General features: G+C 66.8%; 21 protein-coding genes. 8 read left to right on the top strand and 13 right to left on the bottom strand.

The features are described from left to right. Positions 1–35: 35 nt before the first annotated feature. The 3 genes from gloB (at position 36) to ACXYMN_RS07160 (ending at position 4,242) form a co-directional block, all read left to right on the top strand. Entirely contained in the window at positions 36–803 is a 768-nt protein-coding gene (gene gloB / locus ACXYMN_RS07170) for a hydroxyacylglutathione hydrolase (RefSeq protein WP_459012837.1), read from the top strand. A 155-nt stretch (positions 804–958) separates the two neighbouring features. After that, positions 959–3,286, top strand: a complete 2,328-nt coding sequence (gene clpA / locus ACXYMN_RS07165) for an ATP-dependent Clp protease ATP-binding subunit ClpA (protein WP_459012836.1) — start codon at positions 959–961, stop codon at positions 3,284–3,286. Next, positions 3,286–4,242: a M23 family metallopeptidase gene (locus ACXYMN_RS07160; RefSeq protein ID WP_459012835.1), complete on the top strand. Its 957-nt coding sequence runs from the start codon at positions 3,286–3,288 to the stop codon at positions 4,240–4,242. Before clpA ends, ACXYMN_RS07160 begins: the two co-directional genes overlap by 1 nt. 20 nt (positions 4,243–4,262) lie before the next feature. Here the strand turns inward: ACXYMN_RS07160 and ACXYMN_RS07155 are convergent, their stop codons facing one another. The 3 genes from ACXYMN_RS07155 to ACXYMN_RS07145 all read right to left on the bottom strand — a co-directional run bounded on the left by ACXYMN_RS07155 (position 4,263) and on the right by ACXYMN_RS07145 (position 7,897). Further along, positions 4,263–6,053: a peptidoglycan -binding protein gene (locus ACXYMN_RS07155; RefSeq protein WP_459012834.1), complete on the bottom strand. Its 1,791-nt coding sequence runs from the start codon at positions 6,051–6,053 to the stop codon at positions 4,263–4,265. 3 nt (positions 6,054–6,056) lie between these two features. Further along, complete coding sequence (locus ACXYMN_RS07150) at positions 6,057–7,298, bottom strand: biopolymer transporter ExbB (RefSeq protein WP_459012833.1); 1,242 nt, start codon at positions 7,296–7,298, stop codon at positions 6,057–6,059. 71 nt (positions 7,299–7,369) lie between these two features. After that, the gene (locus ACXYMN_RS07145) at positions 7,370–7,897 is read right to left on the bottom strand and encodes a gamma-glutamylcyclotransferase (RefSeq protein ID WP_459012832.1); all 528 of its coding nucleotides are present in this window, start codon (positions 7,895–7,897) and stop codon (positions 7,370–7,372) included. A gap of 66 nt (positions 7,898–7,963) precedes the next feature. Between ACXYMN_RS07145 and ACXYMN_RS07140 the strand changes: the two genes are divergently transcribed. Both ACXYMN_RS07140 and ACXYMN_RS07135 read left to right on the top strand, forming a co-directional pair. Continuing rightward, a complete protein-coding gene (locus tag ACXYMN_RS07140; protein WP_459012831.1) occupies positions 7,964–8,893 on the top strand; it encodes a DUF2125 domain-containing protein in 930 nt (309 codons plus the stop codon). A gap of 42 nt (positions 8,894–8,935) precedes the next feature. Next, positions 8,936–10,213 carry an acetylornithine deacetylase/succinyl-diaminopimelate desuccinylase family protein gene (locus tag ACXYMN_RS07135; RefSeq protein WP_459012829.1) on the top strand — a complete coding sequence of 426 codons (1,278 nt, stop codon included), beginning with the start codon at positions 8,936–8,938 and terminating at the stop codon, positions 10,211–10,213. Between the two features lie 48 nt (positions 10,214–10,261). On the opposite strand, the gene ispH is transcribed toward ACXYMN_RS07135, so the two are convergent. The 5 genes from ispH to ACXYMN_RS07110 form a co-directional block, all read right to left on the bottom strand. Continuing rightward, positions 10,262–11,212, bottom strand: coding sequence for a 4-hydroxy-3-methylbut-2-enyl diphosphate reductase (ispH, locus tag ACXYMN_RS07130; protein WP_459012828.1), 951 nt, complete (start codon positions 11,210–11,212; stop codon positions 10,262–10,264). Between the two features lie 67 nt (positions 11,213–11,279). Beyond that, complete coding sequence (locus tag ACXYMN_RS07125; RefSeq protein ID WP_459012827.1) at positions 11,280–12,254, bottom strand: OmpA family protein; 975 nt, start codon at positions 12,252–12,254, stop codon at positions 11,280–11,282. Then, entirely contained in the window at positions 12,226–12,789 is a 564-nt protein-coding gene (locus ACXYMN_RS07120; RefSeq protein WP_459012900.1) for a peroxidase-related enzyme, read from the bottom strand. Before ACXYMN_RS07120 ends, ACXYMN_RS07125 begins: the two co-directional genes overlap by 29 nt. Before the next feature lie 5 nt (positions 12,790–12,794). Continuing rightward, a complete protein-coding gene (locus ACXYMN_RS07115; RefSeq protein WP_459012826.1) occupies positions 12,795–13,514 on the bottom strand; it encodes a GNAT family N-acetyltransferase in 720 nt (239 codons plus the stop codon). Continuing rightward, the gene (locus tag ACXYMN_RS07110; RefSeq protein ID WP_459012825.1) at positions 13,511–14,233 is read right to left on the bottom strand and encodes a competence/damage-inducible protein A; all 723 of its coding nucleotides are present in this window, start codon (positions 14,231–14,233) and stop codon (positions 13,511–13,513) included. The genes ACXYMN_RS07115 and ACXYMN_RS07110 overlap by 4 nt, the downstream gene beginning before the upstream one ends. A 48-nt stretch (positions 14,234–14,281) precedes the next feature. Here ACXYMN_RS07110 and sfsA point away from each other — a divergent pair, with 48 nt between their 5' ends. Then, positions 14,282–14,989 carry a DNA/RNA nuclease SfsA gene (gene sfsA, locus ACXYMN_RS07105; RefSeq protein WP_459012824.1) on the top strand — a complete coding sequence of 236 codons (708 nt, stop codon included), beginning with the start codon at positions 14,282–14,284 and terminating at the stop codon, positions 14,987–14,989. Positions 14,990–15,113: 124 nt separating this feature from the next. Further along, the gene (gene map, locus ACXYMN_RS07100; RefSeq protein ID WP_459012823.1) at positions 15,114–15,926 is read left to right on the top strand and encodes a type I methionyl aminopeptidase; all 813 of its coding nucleotides are present in this window, start codon (positions 15,114–15,116) and stop codon (positions 15,924–15,926) included. 197 nt (positions 15,927–16,123) lie between these two features. Here map and ACXYMN_RS07095 read toward each other — a convergent pair whose 3' ends face one another. The 3 genes from ACXYMN_RS07095 to ACXYMN_RS07085 form a co-directional block, all read right to left on the bottom strand. After that, positions 16,124–17,092: an MBL fold metallo-hydrolase gene (locus ACXYMN_RS07095; RefSeq protein WP_459012822.1), complete on the bottom strand. Its 969-nt coding sequence runs from the start codon at positions 17,090–17,092 to the stop codon at positions 16,124–16,126. A 70-nt stretch (positions 17,093–17,162) separates the two neighbouring features. Continuing rightward, complete coding sequence (gene rsmD / locus ACXYMN_RS07090; RefSeq protein WP_459012821.1) at positions 17,163–17,720, bottom strand: 16S rRNA (guanine(966)-N(2))-methyltransferase RsmD; 558 nt, start codon at positions 17,718–17,720, stop codon at positions 17,163–17,165. Next, positions 17,717–18,928 (bottom strand): NAD(P)/FAD-dependent oxidoreductase, encoded by a 1,212-nt coding sequence (locus ACXYMN_RS07085; RefSeq protein ID WP_459012899.1) that lies wholly within the window; start codon positions 18,926–18,928, stop codon positions 17,717–17,719. Before ACXYMN_RS07085 ends, rsmD begins: the two co-directional genes overlap by 4 nt. An 87-nt stretch (positions 18,929–19,015) precedes the next feature. On the opposite strand from ACXYMN_RS07085, the gene ACXYMN_RS07080 reads away from it, so the two are divergent. After that, positions 19,016–19,504 carry a redoxin family protein gene (locus ACXYMN_RS07080; RefSeq protein WP_459012819.1) on the top strand — a complete coding sequence of 163 codons (489 nt, stop codon included), beginning with the start codon at positions 19,016–19,018 and terminating at the stop codon, positions 19,502–19,504. A gap of 75 nt (positions 19,505–19,579) precedes the next feature. On the opposite strand, the gene ACXYMN_RS07075 is transcribed toward ACXYMN_RS07080, so the two are convergent. Next, positions 19,580–19,870 carry a 4a-hydroxytetrahydrobiopterin dehydratase gene (locus ACXYMN_RS07075; protein ID WP_459012818.1) on the bottom strand — a complete coding sequence of 97 codons (291 nt, stop codon included), beginning with the start codon at positions 19,868–19,870 and terminating at the stop codon, positions 19,580–19,582. Next, positions 19,867–21,027, bottom strand: coding sequence for a GNAT family N-acetyltransferase (locus tag ACXYMN_RS07070; RefSeq protein WP_459012898.1), 1,161 nt, complete (start codon positions 21,025–21,027; stop codon positions 19,867–19,869). Before ACXYMN_RS07070 ends, ACXYMN_RS07075 begins: the two co-directional genes overlap by 4 nt. Between the last annotated feature and the right edge of the window lie 76 nt (positions 21,028–21,103).

Below are 21,103 nucleotides of genomic sequence, written 5' to 3'. Positions count from 1 at the left end.
GGACAGGACCCTGACAAATAGGACCGGAAAACGCCATGCCCCTCGACCTCGTCACCGTGCCCTGCCTATCGGACAACTACGCCTTCCTGCTGCACGACAGCGAAACCGGTGCCACCGCGGTGATCGATGTGCCCGAAGCCGCCCCGATTGCCGCCGCCCTCGACGCACGCGGCTGGACCCTGTCCGAGGTCTGGCTGACCCACCACCATCCAGACCACATCCAGGGCCTTGCCGCGCTTCTTGACGGGCGCGATGCCCGCGTCGTGGGCGCCAGCGCCGATGCCCGCCGCCTGCCGCCTCTCGATCTGGCGGTCGTAGATGGCGACAGCTTCGACTTTGCCGGACGCCGCGTGCAGGTAATGGACGTGTCGGGCCATACGGTCGGCCACATTGCCTTTCACCTGCCCGAGGAAAGCATCGCCTTCACCGCCGACAGCCTCATGGCGCTGGGCTGCGGGCGGGTCTTCGAAGGCACCATGGCACAGATGTGGGACAGCCTGTCGAAGCTGGCGAAACTGCCGCCTGCCACGGTGATCTGCTCGGGCCATGAGTATACCGAAGCCAACGCGCGTTTCGCGATGACTATTGAACCCGGCAATTCCGCGCTTAAATCACGTATCGAGGCGATCAAAGCCGCACGGGCGCAAGGCGCGCCGACGGTGCCGTCCCGCCTGTCCGATGAACTTGCAACCAATCCGTTCCTGCGTGCCGACAGCGTCGCCATACGCGAAAATCTCGGGATGGCCGACGCCTCTGACGCAGAGGTCTTCGCTGAAATCCGACTCCGAAAAGACACGTTCTGAACGACTATTCTCACAGCGTTCACCCACTCCGGTACGAATTGTGACAATATTTGTGAGAGAAAATACTTGAAGGCAGGGGTCGATCGACCAAACTTTAACTTCAAGAGGCCAAGCTGGGACCGCCTTTCCCGGCACAAACAAGAGGAGCATCGCCAGTGCCTTCATTCTCGAATTCCCTTGAGCAGGCCATTCATGCAGCGCTCGCGCTTGCCAATTCGCGCAGTCACGAATTTGCGACGCTGGAACACCTGCTTCTTGCACTGGTCGATGAGCCCGATGCCACGCGGGTGCTGAAAGCCTGCGACGTCGACACCGAAGAATTGCGCACAACGCTGGTGGAATTCATCGACGACGACCTTGCCAATCTGGTGACCGATATCGACGGCTCCGAAGCGGTGCCGACGGCGGCCTTCCAGCGCGTCATCCAGCGCGCCGCGATCCACGTCCAAAGTTCGGGGCGCACCGAAGTGACCGGGGCCAACGTGCTGGTCGCGATCTTCGCCGAACGCGAAAGCAATGCCGCCTACTTCCTGCAGGAACAGGACATGACGCGCTATGACGCGGTGAATTTCATCGCCCATGGCGTGGCCAAGAACCCCGCCTTCGGCGAAACCCGTCCCGTGCAGGGCGCAACCGACGACGAAGAGGCGCAGGCCGCCGAAGCCCAGCCGGTCGACGACGGCAAGGAATCCGCGCTGGCGAAGTACTGCGTCGATCTCAACGCCAAGTCCCGCAAGGGCGATGTCGACCCGCTGATCGGCCGCGATTCCGAGGTCGAGCGCTGCATCCAGGTCCTCTGCCGCCGGCGCAAGAACAACCCGCTTCTGGTGGGCGATCCGGGCGTCGGCAAGACCGCCATCGCCGAGGGACTCGCGCGCAAGATCGTCGCGGGTGAAACGCCCGAGATTCTGGCCAATGCCACGATCTACTCGCTCGACATGGGTGCGCTTCTCGCGGGCACGCGCTATCGCGGCGATTTCGAGGAACGCCTCAAAGCCGTCGTCACCGAACTGGAAGAGCATCCCGACGGCATTCTTTTCATCGACGAGATCCACACCGTGATCGGGGCCGGTGCCACCTCGGGTGGCGCGATGGATGCGTCGAACCTGCTCAAGCCCGCGCTTCAGGGCGGCAAGCTGCGCACCATGGGCTCCACCACCTACAAGGAGTTCCGCCAGCACTTCGAAAAGGACCGCGCCCTGTCTCGCCGGTTCCAGAAGATCGACGTGGCCGAGCCGACCGTCGCCGACAGCGTCAAGATCCTGAAAGGGCTCAAGCCCTATTTCGAAGAGCATCATGGCGTCAAATACACCGCCGATGCGATCAAGACCGCAGTCGAATTGTCGGCGCGCTACATCAATGACCGCAAGCTGCCCGACAAGGCCATCGACGTCATAGACGAGGCCGGAGCGGCCCAGCATCTGGTGGCGGAAAGCAAGCGCCGCAAGACCATCGGCACCAAGGAGATCGAGGATGTGGTCGCGAAGATCGCGCGCATCCCGCCCAAGAACGTATCGCGCAACGACGCCGAGGTTCTGCGCAATCTCGAAGCCTCGCTCAAGCGCGTGGTGTTCGGCCAGGACCCCGCCATCGAGGCGCTGTCCTCGGCGATCAAGCTGTCGCGGGCCGGTCTGCGCGAACCCGAAAAGCCCATCGGCAACTACCTCTTTGCGGGCCCCACGGGCGTCGGCAAGACCGAGGTGGCCAAGCAGCTGGCGGATTCTCTCGGGGTCGAGTTGCTGCGCTTCGACATGTCGGAATACATGGAAAAGCACGCGGTCTCGCGCCTGATCGGTGCGCCTCCGGGCTATGTCGGCTTTGACCAGGGCGGCCAGTTGACCGACGGGGTCGACCAGCATCCCCACTGCGTCCTTTTGCTCGACGAGATCGAGAAGGCGCATCCGGACGTCTACAACATCCTGTTGCAGGTGATGGATCACGGCACGCTGACCGATCACAACGGGCGCACGGTGGACTTCCGCAACGTGATCCTGATCATGACCTCGAATGCCGGCGCATCGGAACAGGCGAAAGCCGCCATCGGCTTTGGTCGCGACCGCCGCGAGGGCGAGGATACCGCCGCGATCGAACGGACCTTCACGCCGGAATTCCGCAACCGCCTGGACGCGGTCATCTCCTTCGCGCCGCTGCCGAAATCGACGATCCTGCAGGTGGTCGAGAAGTTCGTGCTGCAGCTCGAGGCGCAGCTGATGGACCGCAACGTCACCATCGAGTTGACCAAACCCGCCGCCGAATGGCTGGCGGACAAGGGCTATGACGACAAGATGGGCGCGCGTCCGCTGGGTCGCGTGATCCAGGAAAGCATCAAGAAGCCGCTGGCCGAGGAACTGCTGTTCGGCAAGCTCGCCAAGGGCGGCGTCGTGCGGGTCGCGGTCAAGGACGGCAAGCTCGACCTGCAACTCGACGGACCCGAAAAGCGGCGCCTGGCGTCCAAGAAGCCGCCGCTGCTGACCGCCGACTGATGAAACCCGCGCTCTGCGCGCTGTTCGTCCTGACCTCCGCTGCGGCCACCGCGGCGGAGGTTCCCTTCTTGCACTGGCCGGTGGACTGCACGCTTGGGCAGACCTGTTTCATCGAGGATTACGCCGATGCGCAGGACGGCCCCGGCATGCGCGACCATGCCTGCGGCCTGAAATCCCGCGACGGGCATCACGGCACCGACATCGCCCTTCTGTCCGAGGACGCGATGCGCGAAGGCGTCGATGTGCTGGCGTCGGCACCGGGCGTGGTCGAGGCGGTGCGCGACGGCGTTCCCGACCGTCGCCTTGGCGATCCGGGCGAAGTGGCAGGCCAGGAATGCGGCAACGCCGTGCGCCTCGCACACTCCTCCGGCCACCAGACGCTCTATTGCCACATGGCCGAAGGGTCCGTGGCCGTGGCACCTGGGGACCGCGTCGCGGCAGGCGACCGGCTCGGGCGCGTCGGTCTGTCAGGCCAGACCAACTTCGCGCATCTGCATATCGCGGTTCTGAAGGACGGTGTCTGGCTCGACCCGTTCGCCCCGGATGCGGACGGCGTCTGCGGCAGCGCCCAGGCGACGCTCTGGGTCTCGCCCCCGGCCTATACCAAAAGCGGCCTTTTCACCGCGGGCTTCTCGCCCGGCGTGCCCTCCTTCGACGATGTCCGCACCGGTGCCGCGCGGGTGACCGACATGGGGCCCGGCGATCCGCTGGTGGTCTATGGGCATATGTTCCACCCAGCGCCGGGGGACGTATTGCAACTTTCCGCACGCGGTCCCGACGGGCCGGTCTTTTCCCACAGGATCCTTGTCAAGGACGCGCGCGCGGAGGGCTTCCGCGCCTACGGAAAGCGTGCCCCCGCGACAGGTTGGCCCGCGGGCGCCTATGAAGGCAGCGTCCGACTGACCCGCGGCGACACGATCATCGCGGTCCGCCACGCCCATCTGCGCGTGCGCTGACGCCCGACAGGGCGGAAAAGCTACTTCTCGGTCAGTTTCAGCTCGATACGCCGGTTTTGCGCCCGTGCCGCCACCGTCTTCGCGGGGTTGACCGGCTGAAACTCTCCAAAACCGTTTGCCGCGAGCCGTGACGGCGGAATGCCCTGGGTGTCGATCAGAAAACGCACCACCGACAGGGCGCGCGCCTGGCTCAGCTCCCAGTTGTCGGCGAACTTCGCACCGGGCAAGATCGGGATGTCGTCGGTATGGCCATCGACCCGGATCACCCAATCAATGCTCTCGGGGATCTCGTCGGCGATGTCGCGCAGGATGCCCGCGACGGTGGCGATTCCGCGCCGCCCCGCGGCCGACAGCTCTGCCTCACCGGGCGCAAACAGCACCTCGGAGGAAAAGACAAAGCGGTCACCCTCGATCCGCACCCCGTCCCGATCCGCCAACAGCGCGCGCAACTGACCGAAAAACTCCGATCGGTACCTTTCCAGATCGCGGTTTTCCGCCTCGAGCCGGGCCGCGCGCTCTGCCTCCAGCCGCAGGGTCTCGGCCTCGGCCTGCTGCGCCCGCCGCGCCTCGGTTGCAACACGAGCCAGCGCGGCGTTCAGCCGCGCGCCCAGGTTGTCGATCTGCACCTGCGCATCGGCGTCGCTGGCCGCCGCCGCATCGAGCGTTTCCTGCAACGACAAAAGCTGCTGGCGCAAGGCGGTCAGCTGCTGGTTGAGCACCTCGGCTTCGCGCTGTGCCGCTTCGGTCTGCACCTCCTGACCGGCCAGCGTGTCGCGGGCCGCCGACAGCAGTGCCGCCTGCGCTTCCGCTTCGCTCATCGCTTCGGCGGCGCGCGCCTCGGATCGCGCCTGCGCCGCCAGCAACGCCGCAAGTTCGGCACGCAGGTCGGCATTGGTCGCCGTGACTTCGGCGCGGCCCGCAAGCGCGGTCTCGAGCAGGGTGTTCAACTCGTCCCCGGCGGCGCGCGCCGCGGCCAGCAGCGTCAGGGTGTCTTCGGCCTCTTGCCGTCGCGCCTCGAGTTGCAGGGTCATCGCGGTCAGTTCGGCAGTGGCGGTCTCAAGCCGCGCGCGCAAGGCCCGTGCGGCCTCGGCTTCGGCCAGCCGCGCCGCCTCTTCCGCGCTCAGGGCCTCGGTCAATTCGTCGACCCGTCCGGACAACTGGTCGACCGCGCCCTCGGTTGTGGCGGTCTGCGCCCGCAGGTCGGCGACAAGAGCCTCCATCGCTTCGCGCTGCGCCGCCGCCAGCCGGGCCGCTTCGGCTTCGGCGTCGATCTCGTCGCGGGCACTGGCGAGCGCCAGGTTCAGCGCCTCGCGTTCCGACAGAAGCGCGCTGCGGGCGGCTTCGAGGTCTTCCTGTGTCGCGGTCAGATCCGCGATCCGGTCGCGGGCCGCGTCGCGGTCGGCCAGAAGTGCGGTCACCCGGTCCTCGAAATCGCTGATCCGGCCCTCGGCCGCGGCCAGGTCGGCCTCCGCGCGGTCGCGCTCCGCGGTCAGGGCGGCGATGAAGGTCTGTTGTTCCAGAAGCCGCGAATCGCGGTTCTCCAGCGTCGATTCCAGCGCACCGACACGGTTGGTCAGGGCCGTGTTCTGACGCTCTGCCATGCCCAGTTCGTCCGCCAGCGACGCGATCTGGTCGGTCAGCGATGAAAGCTGGCTTTCCTGCCCCGAGATCGTCTCGCGCAGCACCGCCTGGATCACCAGAAAGATCGTCAGCACGAACATCAGCACCAGCAAGAGTCCGGTCATCGCATCGACGAAGCCCGGCCAGATCGCGGCCTGGAAGCGTTGGCCTGTGCGCCGTGACAGCGCCATGGGTCAGCTCTCCTGCCGGCGGGTGGTGACACGCTGCGGGCGCACCGGCGCAGAACCCGGGCCCTTGTCGCCGCCGCCCACGCCGCCCTTGCCCGATTGCCGACTCATCTGTCCGATCACCCGGCTCAGCGCGGCCAGATCGGTGCGCAGTTCGGCCATGCTTTCCTGCCGCCCCGCCGACATCTCTTCGAGGATCCGCAGCATCTGCACGTCGATCGAGCGCAGGCGCATCCGGCTTTCCGCGTCGAGGCCGGTATCTTCCTGCCGCGTCAGCGCGTCGATCAGCCGTTCCTGCCCCTCGGCCAGCCGCGCGAAGGCAGACGCCGACGGCGCCGACGCCTCAAGCCGTTCGGTCATCCGCTCGATCGAATCCGCCAACTGGCCCAACTGGCCTTCCACTTCGGACCGGCTGTCTTCGGATCGCGCATAGAGCCGCTGCATGCCGTCAAGCTGATCGGCCACCTGTTCCAGCGCCATCGCCGCGCCGGACATCTCGCCCGCGCCCTCGCTGTCACCCGAGGATACGCCGATGCGGGTGATCGACGACAGCCATTCCTCAAGCTCGCGGTAGAACCGGTTCTGACCGTGCCCGGCGAACAGCTCCAGCAGCCCCACGATAAGCGAACCGGCAAGCCCCAGAAGCGACGAGGCAAAGGCGATGCCCATGCCGCCCAATTGCCCCTCGAGCCCGTTCATCAGCCGCGAAAAGACATCGACGCCGCTTTCGCCGGCCTGCGGCGCAAGCGAACGGATCGTCTCGACCAGCGCGGGCACGGTTGTGGCCAGTCCCCAGAACGTGCCCAGAAGGCCCAGGAAGATCAGCAGCGACACGATGTAACGCGTGATCTCGCGCACCTCGTCGATGCGCTGCGCCACCGAGTCGAGGATCGACCGGGTCGAGGTCGTGGTGATCTTCATTCGCCGCCCGCGGGCCCGAAGCAGCGCCGCCAGAGGTGCCAGAAGTTGCGGCGCGCCGCCGCTGTCGCCTTGCCCGTGGACGAAATTCTCGATCCAGCGGACCGAGTTCATCAACTGCGCCACCTGCCAGAAACAGGCCAGCACGCCGATGAAGAAGACCAGGATGATAAAGCCGTTCAGATACGGGTTCGCCTGGAACACCGGCAGCACCGATGGCAAGGCCATGACGGCACCCACAGCCGACAGCACCAGCACCGCCAGCATGAGAAACAGCTGGCGCAACGGTTGCGAAAAATGCGGCTCGGCCTCGAGGTCCGGTTGATCCAACGGGATCGCTCCTGACGCTTCAGTTCATTGTCTTGCAAAGACTAGACTCTCGGCTTTGGCAAGCCAAGTTCTTAAGCGTTCAGTTCACGCACGCGCCGGTCGAGCCATTGCAGCTCTGCATCGGGGATGCCCAGTTCGTCCAGATGCTGCGCCGTGTTGAAAAGATATTCCGTGTTGGGCCCGCGTCCGCCCACCGCCCGCGCGATGATCCGGGCCTGCTCTTCCAGTTCGAGGTGGCAGTATTGCACGTGATCCGGATCGATCACGTAGACCACGGCGGTGATGACGCGCCCGTCGGACAGCGACAGGGTCACCTGGCGTTCAAGATAGGCCGACGAGATCAGTTCACGCGCGCGCAGGTAGGCCAGGACCTCGTCGGCCTTGTCGGGGTCCGCGGCAAAGGCCACGCCGTCGCAGGCCGCACCCTCATCGGCGTCGAGGGCCAAAACGAGGCCGGGGTCTTCCTCGGTGCCGCGATGATGGATCGAGCGCATGCAGAAACTGCGCCTATAACCCGGCAGGCGCGCGGGCACCTTCTCGACCACGTCGAAGCCGGGGTTCCAGAGAAGTGATCCGTAGCCGAAGACCCAAAGCGTCATGGATTCTGGTCCTTTCATCGCCCGCGTTCTAAATACCAAATGTGGCCGGGCGAAAAGGGCAGGAACATGAAGAAGCTGATTTTGGTCGTGGTCGCGGCGGCGCTGCTGTGGTCCGGGGCATGGTTCTGGCAGGCGCGGGCGCTGCGCGGTGAGATCGACGCCTGGTTCGCGGCCAAGCGCGCCGATGGCTGGGTCGCGGAAGCCGCCGATATCTCGGTGCATGGCTTTCCCAACCGTCTGGATGCCCGCTTTGAGGAACTGGTGCTCGAACCCCGCCCGGGTCTGCGCTGGGAGGTGCCGAAGCTGCAGGTCATGCAACTGGTCTACGACCCCGAGCATCTGATCATCGCGGCGCTGGGCGGACAACGTCTGGAATTCAATGGCGAGCAGATCACCATCGACGGGGACGGCCTGCGCGCCAGCGCGGTCAGCGAGGACGGAACCCTTGACCGGATCGCCATCGAGGCCGCCCGGCTCGACCTGATCCGCAACGGTCGGAGCAACATCTACCTGCGCGATCTGGGCGGCACGCTGAACCGCCTGCCCGGTCAACCAGAGACCTGGCGTCTGGCCCTTGCCGCCGCCCCGGTCGGCCCCGATGCCCCCAAGGCCGGGGACGAACGCATCTCGCTAGATGCCACGCTTGGGCTCGCGGGGGCGCTGAGTGCTGCCGCGCAGTTGCAAACCATCGCGCTTGACGGGTTGACCTACAGGTCCGGGGGCGCGGGGCTGTCGCTGTCCGGCGACTTCGAGATCGACGACAAGCGCAGGCTGTCCGGCCCGCTGACCCTGGACGCCGAACAGTGGCGCACGCTGCTGGCGCGCGCGGGCCAGGAGGGGCGGCTGCCGCAGGAAGTGGTGCCGCTGCTTGAAAACGTGTTCAACGTGGTTGCGGGGCTTAGCGGGTCGGGCGACGATCTGGATCTGACGCTGCGCATCGACAAGGGGCGCGTGTCGCTGGGGCCGCTGACCATCGGGCGACTGCCGGACATGTGATCGGGCTTGCGCGCCTGCGCCCGAGGGATCAAAATCGGCCCCATGTCCGACCCCCTTTATACCCGTATCGAAGCGCGCCGCGACGACATCGTCGCGCTGACACAGGCCCTGATCCGGATCCCGACGCTGAACCCGCCGGGGCAATTCTACCACGAATGCTGCGCGCTGGTGGGCGACCGCCTGCGCCCGCTGGGGTTCGAGACCCGGATGATCCGCGCCGAGGGCGCGCCCGGCGACACCGACCGCTTCCCGCGCTGGAACCTCGTGGCCCGCCGCGAAGGCCCCCGCCCAGGCGACTGCGTGCATTTCAATTCGCATATCGACGTGGTCGAGGTCGGTCGCGGCTGGACACGCGATCCGTTTGCCGCTGTCATGGAAGGCGACCGCATCTATGGGCGCGGGGCCTGCGACATGAAGGGCGGGCTTGCCGCGTCGATCATCGCGGTCGAGGCGTTCCTGCAAGAACACCCCGATTACGCGGGCGCGATCGAGATATCGGCCACGGCGGACGAAGAATCGGGCGGCTATGGCGGCGTTGCCTACCTGGCCGAACAGGGCTTTTTCGATCCCGCCCGTGTCCAGCACGTCATCATCCCGGAACCCCTTGGCAAGGATCGCATCTGTCTTGGGCATCGCGGCGGATGGTGGGCCGAGATCGAAACCCACGGCGAGATTGCCCATGGGTCCATGCCGTTTCTGGGCGATTGTGCGATCCGGCACATGGGCGCGGTGCTTGACGCCTTCGAGCGGGACCTGTTTCCCGCCATGGCCGCCCGGCACACCGACATGCCGGTGATCCCGGACGGCGCGCGGCAATCGACGATGAACATCAACGCGATCCACGGCGGCCAACCCGAGAAGGACCCGGGCAGCACCGCCCTGCCCGCCCATTGCGTGCCCGACAGCTGCCGGATCACCGTGGACCGGCGGTTCCTGATCGAAGAGGGGATAGAGGCGGTCGAGGCCGAGATGCGCGAACTGCTCGACGGGCTCAGGGCGAGCCGCGACAATTTCGACTACTCCCTGCGCGAGATCAACCGCGTGCTGCCCTCGATGACGGACGAGGATGCGCCGGTCGTCACCACGATCCGCGCGGCGATCGCCGACGCGCTGGGACAGGAGGCTGCGTTCGTGGCCTCGCCGGGCAGCTACGACCAGAAACATATCGACCGCATCGGCAAGCTGAAGAACTGCATCGCCTACGGGCCCGGCGTGCTGGAACTGGCGCACAAGCCGGATGAATGGATCGGCGTGACCGACATGCTGGACACCGCGCGGGTCATGGGCCGGGCGCTGGAGACGCTGCTGCTGCCGGATTGATGCGGCGCGGGACCGGCTTCTCCGCCCGGGCGGGCGTCGGCGCGGCGCTCAGGCCGGCTCGCGCAGCACGCGCGGGATCTTGAACTCGACGTTTTCCTCGGCGGTGGTGACGGTCTCGACGGTCAGGTCGTAGCGGGCGCGGAAGGCGTCGATCACCTCTTGGATCAGCACGTCCGGGGCCGAGGCCCCGGCGGTCAGGCCGATGGTGCGGATGCCCTCAAGCGACCGCCAGTCGATATCCGTGGCGCGCTGGACCAACTGCGCATAGCCGCACCCGGCCTTGGCGCCGACCTCGACCAGCCGCCTGGAATTGGACGAATTGGGCGCGCCGACGACCAGCAGGGCGTCGCATTTCGGGGCCATTGCCTTGACGGCCTCCTGCCGGTTGGTGGTGGCGTAGCAGATGTCTTCCTTGTGCGGCCCGACGATGGCCGGAAAGCGCGCGCGCAGGGCCGCCACGACCTCGGCGGTGTCGTCGATCGACAGCGTCGTCTGGGTCACGAAGGCCAGCCTGTCGGGGTCGCGCACATTCAGCCCGGCCACGTCCTCGGGCACCTCGACCAGCAGCACCTCGCCTTCGGGCAGCTGCCCCATCGTGCCCACGGTTTCGGGGTGACCGGCATGCCCGATCATCACCATTTGAAGACCGTTCTCATGGTGCCGCGCGGCCTCGATATGCACCTTCGAGACCAGCGGACAGGTCGCATCGACATAGATCATGTCGCGCGCCCGGGCAGCGGCAGGCACCGCCCGGGCGACGCCATGGGCCGAGAAGATCACCGGACGGTCCACCGGGCAGTCGTCAAGCTCTTCGACAAAAACCGCACCCTTGTCGCGCAGCCCATCGACGACGAACTTGTTGTGCACGATCTCGTGGCGCACATAGACCGGCGCGCCCCATTTCTGCAGCGCCATCTCGACGATCCTGATGGCCCGGTCGACGCCCGCGCAAAAGCCGCGCGGGGCCGCGAGAAACAGTGTAAGGGGCGGGTTGGGCATGTCTGGCTCCTGTTGTCATCCCCACAGGTAAGGGATGGGCGGGGCCGATTCCACCCCTCGGGCGGGGTCAATCGCGCGGCAGAAGCACCGCCTCGACGCGACGGTTCGCCTGGCGGCCCGCTTCGGTGAGGTTCGAGGCGATGGGCGCGAGGTAGCCCGCGCCTTCCGCCGCGATCTGGTCCAGCGCGACGTTGGCGGCCCGCATATAGGCGGCGGCGGCCTCGGCCCGGCGCTGCGACAGCGCGCGATTGCCCGCGAGCGAGCCTATCGCATCCGTGTGCCCGACCAGCAGGATACGTCGGTCAGGCGTGGCGGCCAGATAGGCGGCCAGCGCATCAAGCTCCGGCACCGGACCGGGGTCAAGCGCCGCCGAGCCGCTGGCGAAGTCCACGCCCTGCAAAATGACCGCGCCGCGCGACTCAAGATCGGCGATGATGCCGGACAGATCAGCGCTGACCCGCGGCAACACCTGCGCGCCGCCGGAACCGACCGTGCCGACCGTGCCGACGGGCTCCCTTTGGCGCAAGGCCGGGACCGCGTCGCCGCCCCGTGGCCGTGCGGTGATCGCCTGCACATAGCCTGCCGCGAGGTGGCGGCTGGTCAGCACCGCAACGCCGTCGCCCTGCGGGCCGATCGCCGACAGGAACCGGAAGTTCGAGATATCGACATACATGTCGGGTGCCGGGATCACATCCGTCGCAAAGCGAAAGTCGAAGCCGCCGCACCGCCGCGCCGCGCAATCGAGCTGCAGGGTGTAGCCCGCCTGCTCCAGCGCCGTGCGAATCGGCGACAGTAGCTGTGTCGGTGTGATCTGGGTGCCGTCGATCCGCCATGCGCGGCGGGTGACGTCGCCTTCGATGCTGGTCACGGGAATGCCGGTCTCGATCGTCCACGGACCGGTCGGCAGCGCGTAGACCGCGCCGCCTTGACGGATATCCGCGGTCACCTCGGCCCCGTCGGGCAGGGGCACCTCAAACGCCGCAAGCGGCCCCGCCCAGAGGCAGAGGATCAGGCTAGCGCGCCTGAGAATGGTAATCGTCATTCGGACGCATGTCGGTGGCGCTTGCGACCCGGTTGGTCATGTTGAAGAAGGCCGCGACATTCACGATGTCCCAGATGTCGCGATCCGAAAAGCCGACGTCGCGCAATGCCGCGCGGTCCGCCTCTTCGACAAGGGCCGAGCTTTGGGTGACCTTCTCGGTAAAGCGCAGCATGGCGTGATGGCGCGGCGACAGGTCGGCCACGCGCCAGTTCATCACGATCATTTCGCCGAGGATCGGGTCGCCCGAAAGCTCGCGGACGGCGGCCCCGTGGGCGGTCAGGCAGTAGAAGCAGCGGTTGATCGCCGAGACGCAGACCGCGATCATCTCACGCTCGAGCTTGGACAGGCCCGAGTCGGCCAGCATCAATTCGTTGTAAAGCCCGGCAAATGCATTGAGCTTGGCAATGTCGAAGGCATGCGCACGCAGCACATTGGGCACCATGCCAAGCTTTTCCTGACAGATGTCAAAATACTTTTGCGTATCGGCGGGCAGCGGCGAAACCTGCGGCAGATCAAGCGCGGTCGGGGCTGGCAGTTTGCTCACGGTGTCTCCTCGGGGTGGGTGCGATAGTGGTATCCTCCAATTTCGGACATTCCAAGGGCCGCATAAAGCGCGTTGGCCGTGGCATTGGCGCGGGTCACCAGGATCACCAGATGGGTCGCGCCATGCGCGCGCCCCCAGCGCGCGGCCTGCCGCATCATCCATTTGGCCAGACCCATGTTCCGCAGCTTCGGCACCACTTCGACCGCGTGCACGACGACGTTGCGGTCGGCGATGGCGGCGAAGGCGACCCCCCCGGGGTTGTCGTTGATCCGCCCGAGAATGGCGGTCTTCGGCGCTGTCACCCGGTCCATGACGGCAAGTCGCGCGGGGCCGATACCGGCGGCGGCCCAGATCTCGTACATGATCGCCAGGGGTTCCCAGATGGTAAAGGCGGTGACACGAGGGATGTCGCGGTCGTCGATGGCATCGATGGGCGCGGACAGGATGACTGTGGGATCGACCACCCGATAGCCGCGCGCCTCAAGCTCTGCGTCAAGCTCGGCCTCGCCCTGGCGGATCATGAACAGCGGCGTCTGGCCAAGCCCGCGCATCGCCGCCTCGGCAGGCGCGATCTGCGATGCGGTCCAACTGTCTGCGGCAGTGGCCGCCGAGACCCGCTTGCCGCCGCCCTGCCCGGCACGCAGGATGAACCCCGGCGTTTCCAGCTTGCGGTCCGCAGGCCAGGTCGCATCGAGCATACCGGTCAGATCGATCATCCGTCGAAAACCGCGCAGAGCCGTGTCATCGCGGCGTCGACGCGGCCCGGATCGGTGCCGCGCACAACCACATTGGCCCCGAATATGCCGTTGTCGTGGAACGGATAGGAGCCAAAGGACAGATCGTCGAATTCCTCGGCCAGCGCCCGCAGCGGTCCAGCGATATCGCCCTCTCCCCGCTCGACCCGCAGCGACTGGCTGAGCATCGGCGCGCCGCTGGTGAGTGTCGGCAGGACGCTGGCGACCATCGCCTGAAAGACCGACGGCACCCCGGCCATCACATGCACGTTGCCCAGGGTAAAGCCGGGTGCCGCCGAGACCGGATTGTCGATCAGCGTCGCGCCTTCAGGGATCCGCGCCATGCGCAGGCGGGCCTCGTTCAGCTCCTTGCCGGTACGCTCGTAATGCGCGGCCAGGATCGCGCGGGCATCGTCGCGCACGTCGATGGGCGTATCGAAGGCCGCGGCGACGCAGTCTGCGGTGATGTCGTCATGGGTCGGCCCGATGCCGCCCGAGGTCACAACCACATCGAAGCTGTCGCGCAACGCCCGCAGCGCCGCCACGATCGCATCTCGGTCGTCGGATACGACGCGCACCTCGGCAAGGTTGATGCCGCGCTTGGTGCACTCCCCGGCGAGGAAGTGCATGTTCGCATCGCGGGTCCGGCCCGAGAGGATTTCATCGCCGATCACCAGCATTGCGGCGCGGGGGTTTGCCATCGTCTCTCTCCTTGGCCTTCGTACGTGTCCTAGCTATAGGCCGGTGCCATGCGCTTTCAAACCCCTCTCGTCCCGGCCCGGCTGATCGGTCGCTACAAACGCTTCCTCTGCGATGCGCGGCTGGACGACGGGCGCGAGGTGGTGGCCCATTGCGCCAATCCCGGCGCGATGTCGGGGCTGGCCGAACCGGGCGCGCGGATCTGGCTGGAACCGAACGACGACCCGAGAAAAAAGCTGGACTGGAGCTGGAAACTGGTCGAGGTGCCGGGCGGCGGGCTGGTCTGCGTCGATACCGGCATGGCCAATCGCGTCGTGCGCGCCGCGTTGCAGGCCGACATGGTGCCCGGGCTGACCGGCTACGGCGCGATCCGGCCAGAGCAGAAATACGGTAACGGCAGCCGCATCGACTTCCTGTTGCAGGATGACCGCCGCACCGACACCTATGTCGAGGTCAAGTCCGTGTCCCTGTCGCGCAGCCCCGGCCTGGCCGAGTTTCCCGACAGTGTCACCGCGCGCGGCACCCGGCATCTGGGCGACCTCGCTGCGATGGCCGAGGCCGGGCACCGCGCCGTCATGCTCTATCTCGTGGCCCGCAACGATGCCGCCCGCGTGACCCTGGCCGCCGATATCGACAGCGCCTATGCCACCGCCTTTGCCGATGCCCGGGCGCGCGGTGTCGAGGCAATGGCGCTTGGCACCGAGATCACGCCGGAGGGCATCACTGCGGGGCCGATCCTGCCCTTCGTGGCGCCATGATCGCCCGACCGCGCCTTGATGCGCGCCGCGTCACGGGTCCGTGCAAGCTGCGATGCGGCATTCGGTTGGCAAAGCCGGTCGCGAGGCATTACAATAACCGTCGACAAACGAATGGAGACCCGGTGTGAATGAAGCGCCCCGAGGCCGTCTGACCCGAGATGGCATCCGCATCTACGAGCCTGCCGATTTTGCCGGCATGCACAAGGCAGGCCGCCTCGCGGCGCAGCTGCTCGACGAGGCGGCGGACCTGGTCGATGTGGGCCAGACCACCGGTGCCATCGACGACTTCATCCGCAACCGCATCGCCGAAGAGGGCGCGACCTCGGCGACGATCGGCTACAAGGGCTATCAGCACGCCACCTGCATCTCGGTCAATCACGTGGTCTGCCACGGCATTCCCGGCGACAAGAAGCTGAAGGATGGCGACATCCTGAACATCGACGTCACCGTCATCGTCGATGGCTGGTTCGGCGATACCAGCCGGATGTATGTGGCCGGAAAGCTGCCGCGCAAGTCCGAGCGGCTGATCCAGGTCACCTATGACGCGCTGATGATGGGCATCGACGCGGTCAAGCCGGGCAACACCTTCGGCGATATCGGTCACGCCATCCAGACCTATGTCGAGGCGCAGCGCATGTCGGTGGTGCGCGACTTCTGCGGCCACGGGCTGGGTCGCGTGTTCCACGCCCCGCCCAACGTGCTGCACTATGGTCGCGCGGGCACCGGGCCGGTGCTGGAAGAGGGCATGTTCTTCACCATCGAGCCGATGGTGAATATCGGCGGCCATGCGACCAAGGTTCTGGCCGATGACTGGACGGCGGTCACGCGCGACAAGTCCCTGTCGGCGCAGTTCGAACATTCGGTCGGCGTCACCGCCGACGGCGTCGACATCTTCACGTCCTCTCCGGCAGGCAGGTTCCACCCGACATACGGGTAGGCTGCGGCGCGTGGCGTGACCGGCAGCGGCCTTGCCGTCTCGGATCTCGGGATCGGAACGGAGGCGGCGTGATCATCGGCCCGCCCACCGCGATAGCCTGTGGGCGGGCCGGATCGCGCGGCACGGCGGGCCGGGTGTCAACCAGCCAAGCGCTGTCCGGCCATCTGCCGTCCTGTGCGGGTCCTTGCGCCGGTCCGTCACTCCCATTGCCAGAGCGCGGGCACGAACCGATAGGCGTCGCCCTCGCGCATGACGTGGCCGACCCCGGGGAACGGGAAGTGATAGCCCAGCACCGCCATGCCATCCGCCGCCGCCATGTCCAGCAGCCGCCGCCGCGTCGCCGCGGTTTCGGGGCCGTCGTGATCGATCTCGTTGTACCAGTCGGGATGCGAGAAGTTGAGATAGGCGTGGGTCATCGCATCGCCCAGGATCATCAACTGTTCGCCGCCTGCCTCGAGGATCAGGCTCATGTGTCCGGGCGTGTGGCCGGGGGTCATGATCATGCGCAGGCCCGGCGCGATCTCTGTGCCGTCGGCAACCTGCGTCCACTCCAACCCGTCGGTCGACAGCGAATTCTGCGCCCCCACGACGAATTGCTGCCGCTCTGGCGCGACCTGGCTGGCAAGACCATCCTGCATCCAATAGGCATATTCCGCCTCGCCGATGAACTTCTCGGCGTCCGGCAGCAGCGCCTCGTCGAAATCGTCGCGAATGCCCCAGACGTGATCGGGATGCGCATGGGTGATCGCCAGATGGGTGATCGCGTCCGCGTCGATGCCCGCATCCGACAGGTTGCCCAACAGGCGCCCGACCGTGGGCAGGAACCGGTCGCCCGACCCGATATCGACCAGAATGGTGTGCGCGCCCTGCTCGATCACGACGTGGTTGGTGTGCGAATACCCCAGTTCCGTCGACTGGAAGTGCCGGGCGAGGAAGTCCTGCACCGCGCCTTCGTCGGCGTTGACGCCCAGCCCCGATGTCGGCAGTTCGAAATAGCCATCAGAGACGACGGTGATCTTCGCATCGCCGAGGGTGAACCGGAAATGCGCCGGGTTCGCGGCGGCGGGTCCGCCCAGCGCCGCGCTTGCGCCCGAGGCTGGCAGTATGAGTGCCGGCATGGCGGCGGCGGTTTTCAGAAGATCGCGGCGGCTGGGGTGCCAGGACATGAGGTTCCTCCCGATATTCAACAATTTGAATAAGACGGTAAGGGGCCGGATCGGCCTTGGCCAGCGCTTTTTATCCGGCCTCGAGCAGCGTCACGTGGGTGTCGCCATAGCGGCGGCTCTCGCGGGGCAGGAAGCCCTCGGGCGGGGCCTGCGGGGTGCTTTCCTCCCACACGATCAGGGCACCGGGCGCGATCCATCCGCCGTCGCGCGCCGCGCCAAGCGCCTTCGCGCCCAGACCCTTGCCATAGGGGGGATCGAGGAAGACCAGCGTGGCGGGGGCGGCGGCGTCGGGCAGGCGTGTCGCGTCACGCTGGACGATGCGGGTCGCGTAGGCACACCCAAGCAGCGCGATGTTCTGGCGCAGGATCGACAGCGCCTTGCGCCCGTCGTCGACGAAGGTGACTTGCGCCGCGCCGCGCGACAGCGCCTCGAGCCCCAGCGCGCCCGTGCCCGCGAACAGATCGAGCACGATGGCGTCGCTGAACGGATCGCCAAAGCGCCCCCCCGCCAGCATGTTGAACAGGCTTTCGCGCACCCGGTCGGTGGTGGGCCGCAGATGCGCGCCCGGATCGCCCTTGCCCACCGCCGCCAGCGCCCGGCCCCGATATGTGCCCGCGATGATCCTCACGCCTGCAGCAGCGCCTTGAGGTCGGTCGCGACATCGCCGACCGCGTCCGGATCCGGCGATTTGCCCGCCTCGATCAGGCGCTTGCCGACCATGTAGGCGCGCGGATCGTTCATCGCATCCACCGCGATCAGGCGCGGGCCGGTGAAATACCAGAACGACACCGCGTCCGCCGCGCCCTGCCGCGTCACGATGCGGTCATAGCCGGTCGACAGGCCCGCGATCTGCAGCTTGGTGTCGTATTGATCCGACCAGAACCAGGGCTTGGCCTCATAGGCGCGCGCGGTGCCCGCGATGTTGTCGGCCACGCATTCCGCCTGGTCGATGGCATTGCCGACGCTTTCAAGACGCAGGCGTCCGTCGCCATACGGAAACGAGGCGCAATCGCCCGCCGCCCAGATCGCCGGGTCCGAGCTGCGCCCGGCCGCATCGGTGCGGATGCCGTTCTCGATCGCCAGGCCCGCGGCCTCGGCCAGACGGGTATCGGGGGTGATGCCGACACCGACGATGACGAAATCCACGTCGAGCATGTTGCCGTCCGACAGCTCGGCCCGCCTTACCTGACCGGCGTCGCCCACGAGGCACACCAGCCCCGTGCCTTCGCGAATGTCGACCCCGTGCCGTGCGTGCAGCGCGCGGAAATAATCCGAGGTCTCGGGGGCGGCGACGCGGGACAGGATGCGCGCGCCCATCTCGACCAGCGTGACGTCGAGGCCGCGCTTCGCTGCCACCGCCGCCGCCTCAAGCCCGATATAGCCGCCGCCAACGATCAGCACCCTCGCGCCGGTGACGAACCGCGGCACCATGGCATCGACGTCCCGCAGGGTGCGCACCGTGAAGACCCCGCCCAGATCGCCGCCCATCGCCGCAGGCAGACGGTTCGGACGTGCACCGGTGGCCAGCACCAGATCGTCATAAGCCAGCGTCTCGGACCCGAGCGTCAGGGTCCGCGCCGCGGGGTCGATGCCGGTGACGGGCGTGCCAAGGCGCAAGTCGATGGCGTTGTCCTGGTAGAACTGCGCTGGGCGCAGATACAGCCGCTCAAGCTCCATGTCGCCCAGCAGGTAGGCCTTTGACAGGGGCGGGCGCTGATAGGGCGGAACGGGTTCCTCGCCGATCAGGGTGATGCCGCCCGCAAAGCCCTTCTGACGCAGGCGCGCGACACATGCCGCCCCGGCCTGACCCGCCCCGATCACGACGACATCGCCCATGTCCTGCCTTCCCCCGAATGCCATTTTCCTTTTCGCAGATACGCCTATATCCCGGCCTGACAGGACGCAAACGTGAAAGGACGTGCCATGCCGATATCCGTAGGGGACACATTGCCCGGGGCCACGCTGGTCAGGCTTGGCGAGGACGGGCCCGAACAGGTCGATCTTGGCGACAGGCTCCGGGGACGGCGGGTGGTGATCTTCGCGGTGCCGGGGGCGTTTACGCCGACCTGCGATTCCGCGCATGTGCCCAGCTTCATCCGCACCAAGGACCAGTTCGACGCCAAGGGCATCGACGAGATCATCTGCCTCGCGGTCAACGATCCCTTCGTGCTCAAGGTCTGGTCCGAAACGACCGGGGCGGATGCGGCAGGCATTACCATGCTGGCCGATCCCGACAGCGCCTTCACCAAGTCCGTGGGCATGGCGTTCTCGGCACCGCCGGTCGGGTTCATCGACCGCTCGATCCGCTACGCGATGGTGGTCGAGGACGGCGTCGTGCAGGTTTTCCACGAAGAGGAAGGCCGCGGCGTCTGCGAGGCGACGGCGGGCGAGGCACTGCTTGCGGCGATCTGAGGCGCGGGCCGATCGAAGACCGGGTCGCGGGGGACGTCCGCGCGGCCCGGCGACCCGCCGCCTGGGTTCAGCGGATCAAAGCGCGTCCAGCTTCTGCGCCAGTTTGACGTCAAGCGGCGACAGGCCGTCCACGTCATGCGTCGTCAGGGTGACCGTGACGCTGTTGTAGACGTTCGACCATTCCGGGTGATGGTTCAACTTTTCCGCATGGATGGCCGCGCGCGTCATCCAGCCGAACGCGGCGACGAAATCGGCGAACTTGAAGCGCTTGGTGATGGCATCGCGCCCGTCCTCCAGCGCCCAGCCAGCGTTCAGCAGCGGCTTCAGATCGCTGTTGCGGGCGGCCTCGGTCAGTTTCTCGGTCATTCCTGCTCCTCCGGGTTGGCTTTGCGGAACGGGCCGTATTCGGTGAGAACCTCGATGTCCTCGGCGATGGCCCGGCGTTCCTCGACAAGGTAGCGCGCCACCGCGTCCGAGAAACCCGCATCGCCGATCCAGTGCAGCGAATTGGTTTCGGTCGGCAGATAGCCGCGCGCCAGCTTGTGTTCGCCCTGCGCCCCTGCCTCGACCCGCGCGAGCCCGCGTTCGATGGCGATGTCGATGGCTTGGTAATAGCACAGCTCGAAATGCAGGCAGGGGTGATGTTCGCGGCACCCCCAGTAGCGACCATAGAGCACATCCCGACCGACGAAATTCAGCGCGCCGGCGACATAGTCCCCGTCCCTTTCGGCCAGGACCAGCACCATGTCCCGGCGCAGCGTCTCTTGGGCGATGTCGAAGAACGCGCGGGTCAGGTAAGGCGTGCCCCATTTTCGCGCGCCTGTGTCCTGGTAGAAGGTCCAGAACGCGTCCCAATGTTCGGGCCGCAGATCGTCGCCCGACAGGCGATGGATGGTGCCGCCGAAACCCTGTGCCTGCGCCCGTTCCTTGCGGATGTTCTTGCGCTTGCGCGACGACAGGGACGCCAGGAAATCGTCAAAGCTGTCGTAGCCGTGGTTCAGCCAGTGGAATTGCTGGGTGACGCGGGGCAGCAGGCCCATCGCGGCACCGCGCCGCGCCTCTTCGGGCGTGCAAAAGGTCACATGCAACGAGGACAGGCCGTTTTCGTCCGCAAGCTGGATCGCGCCCTGCAGCAGCGCGGCCTCGGCGGTCGTCTCGAACCCCGGTCGCGCCAGCAGGCGACGGCCCGTCGCGGGCGTGAACGGAACCGCGATCTGGAGTTTCGGGTAATAGCGACCGCCCGCCCGCTCGAAGGCATGCGCCCAGTTGTGGTCGAAGATGTACTCGCCCTGACTGTGGCTCTTGACGTAAAGCGGCGCGACGCCGATGACCTCGCCCGCGACCTCGGCGGTCAGGTAGCGCGGATCCCATCCGCTGCCCCGCCCGACCGAGCCCGATTGCTCGAGCGCCAGAAGAAAGCGATGCGTCGTGAACGGATCGTCGGGCGGCCCCCCGTCAGCCGCCTCGGGGCAGGCACAGGCATCCCAGACCTCTGCGGGAATGTCCGCAAGGCTGGCATGCATCGCTATCGAGATCGTCCGATCCGGAGGGGTGTCGTCCATGGGCTGTCGCCTTTCCGGAGTTTATCTGGCCCCGGGT

The organism is Roseivivax sp. CAU 1753 (assembly GCF_054482575.1).
Note: the sequence above shows the minus strand (reverse complement) of the source record. Positions and strands in the feature narration are given on the sequence as shown.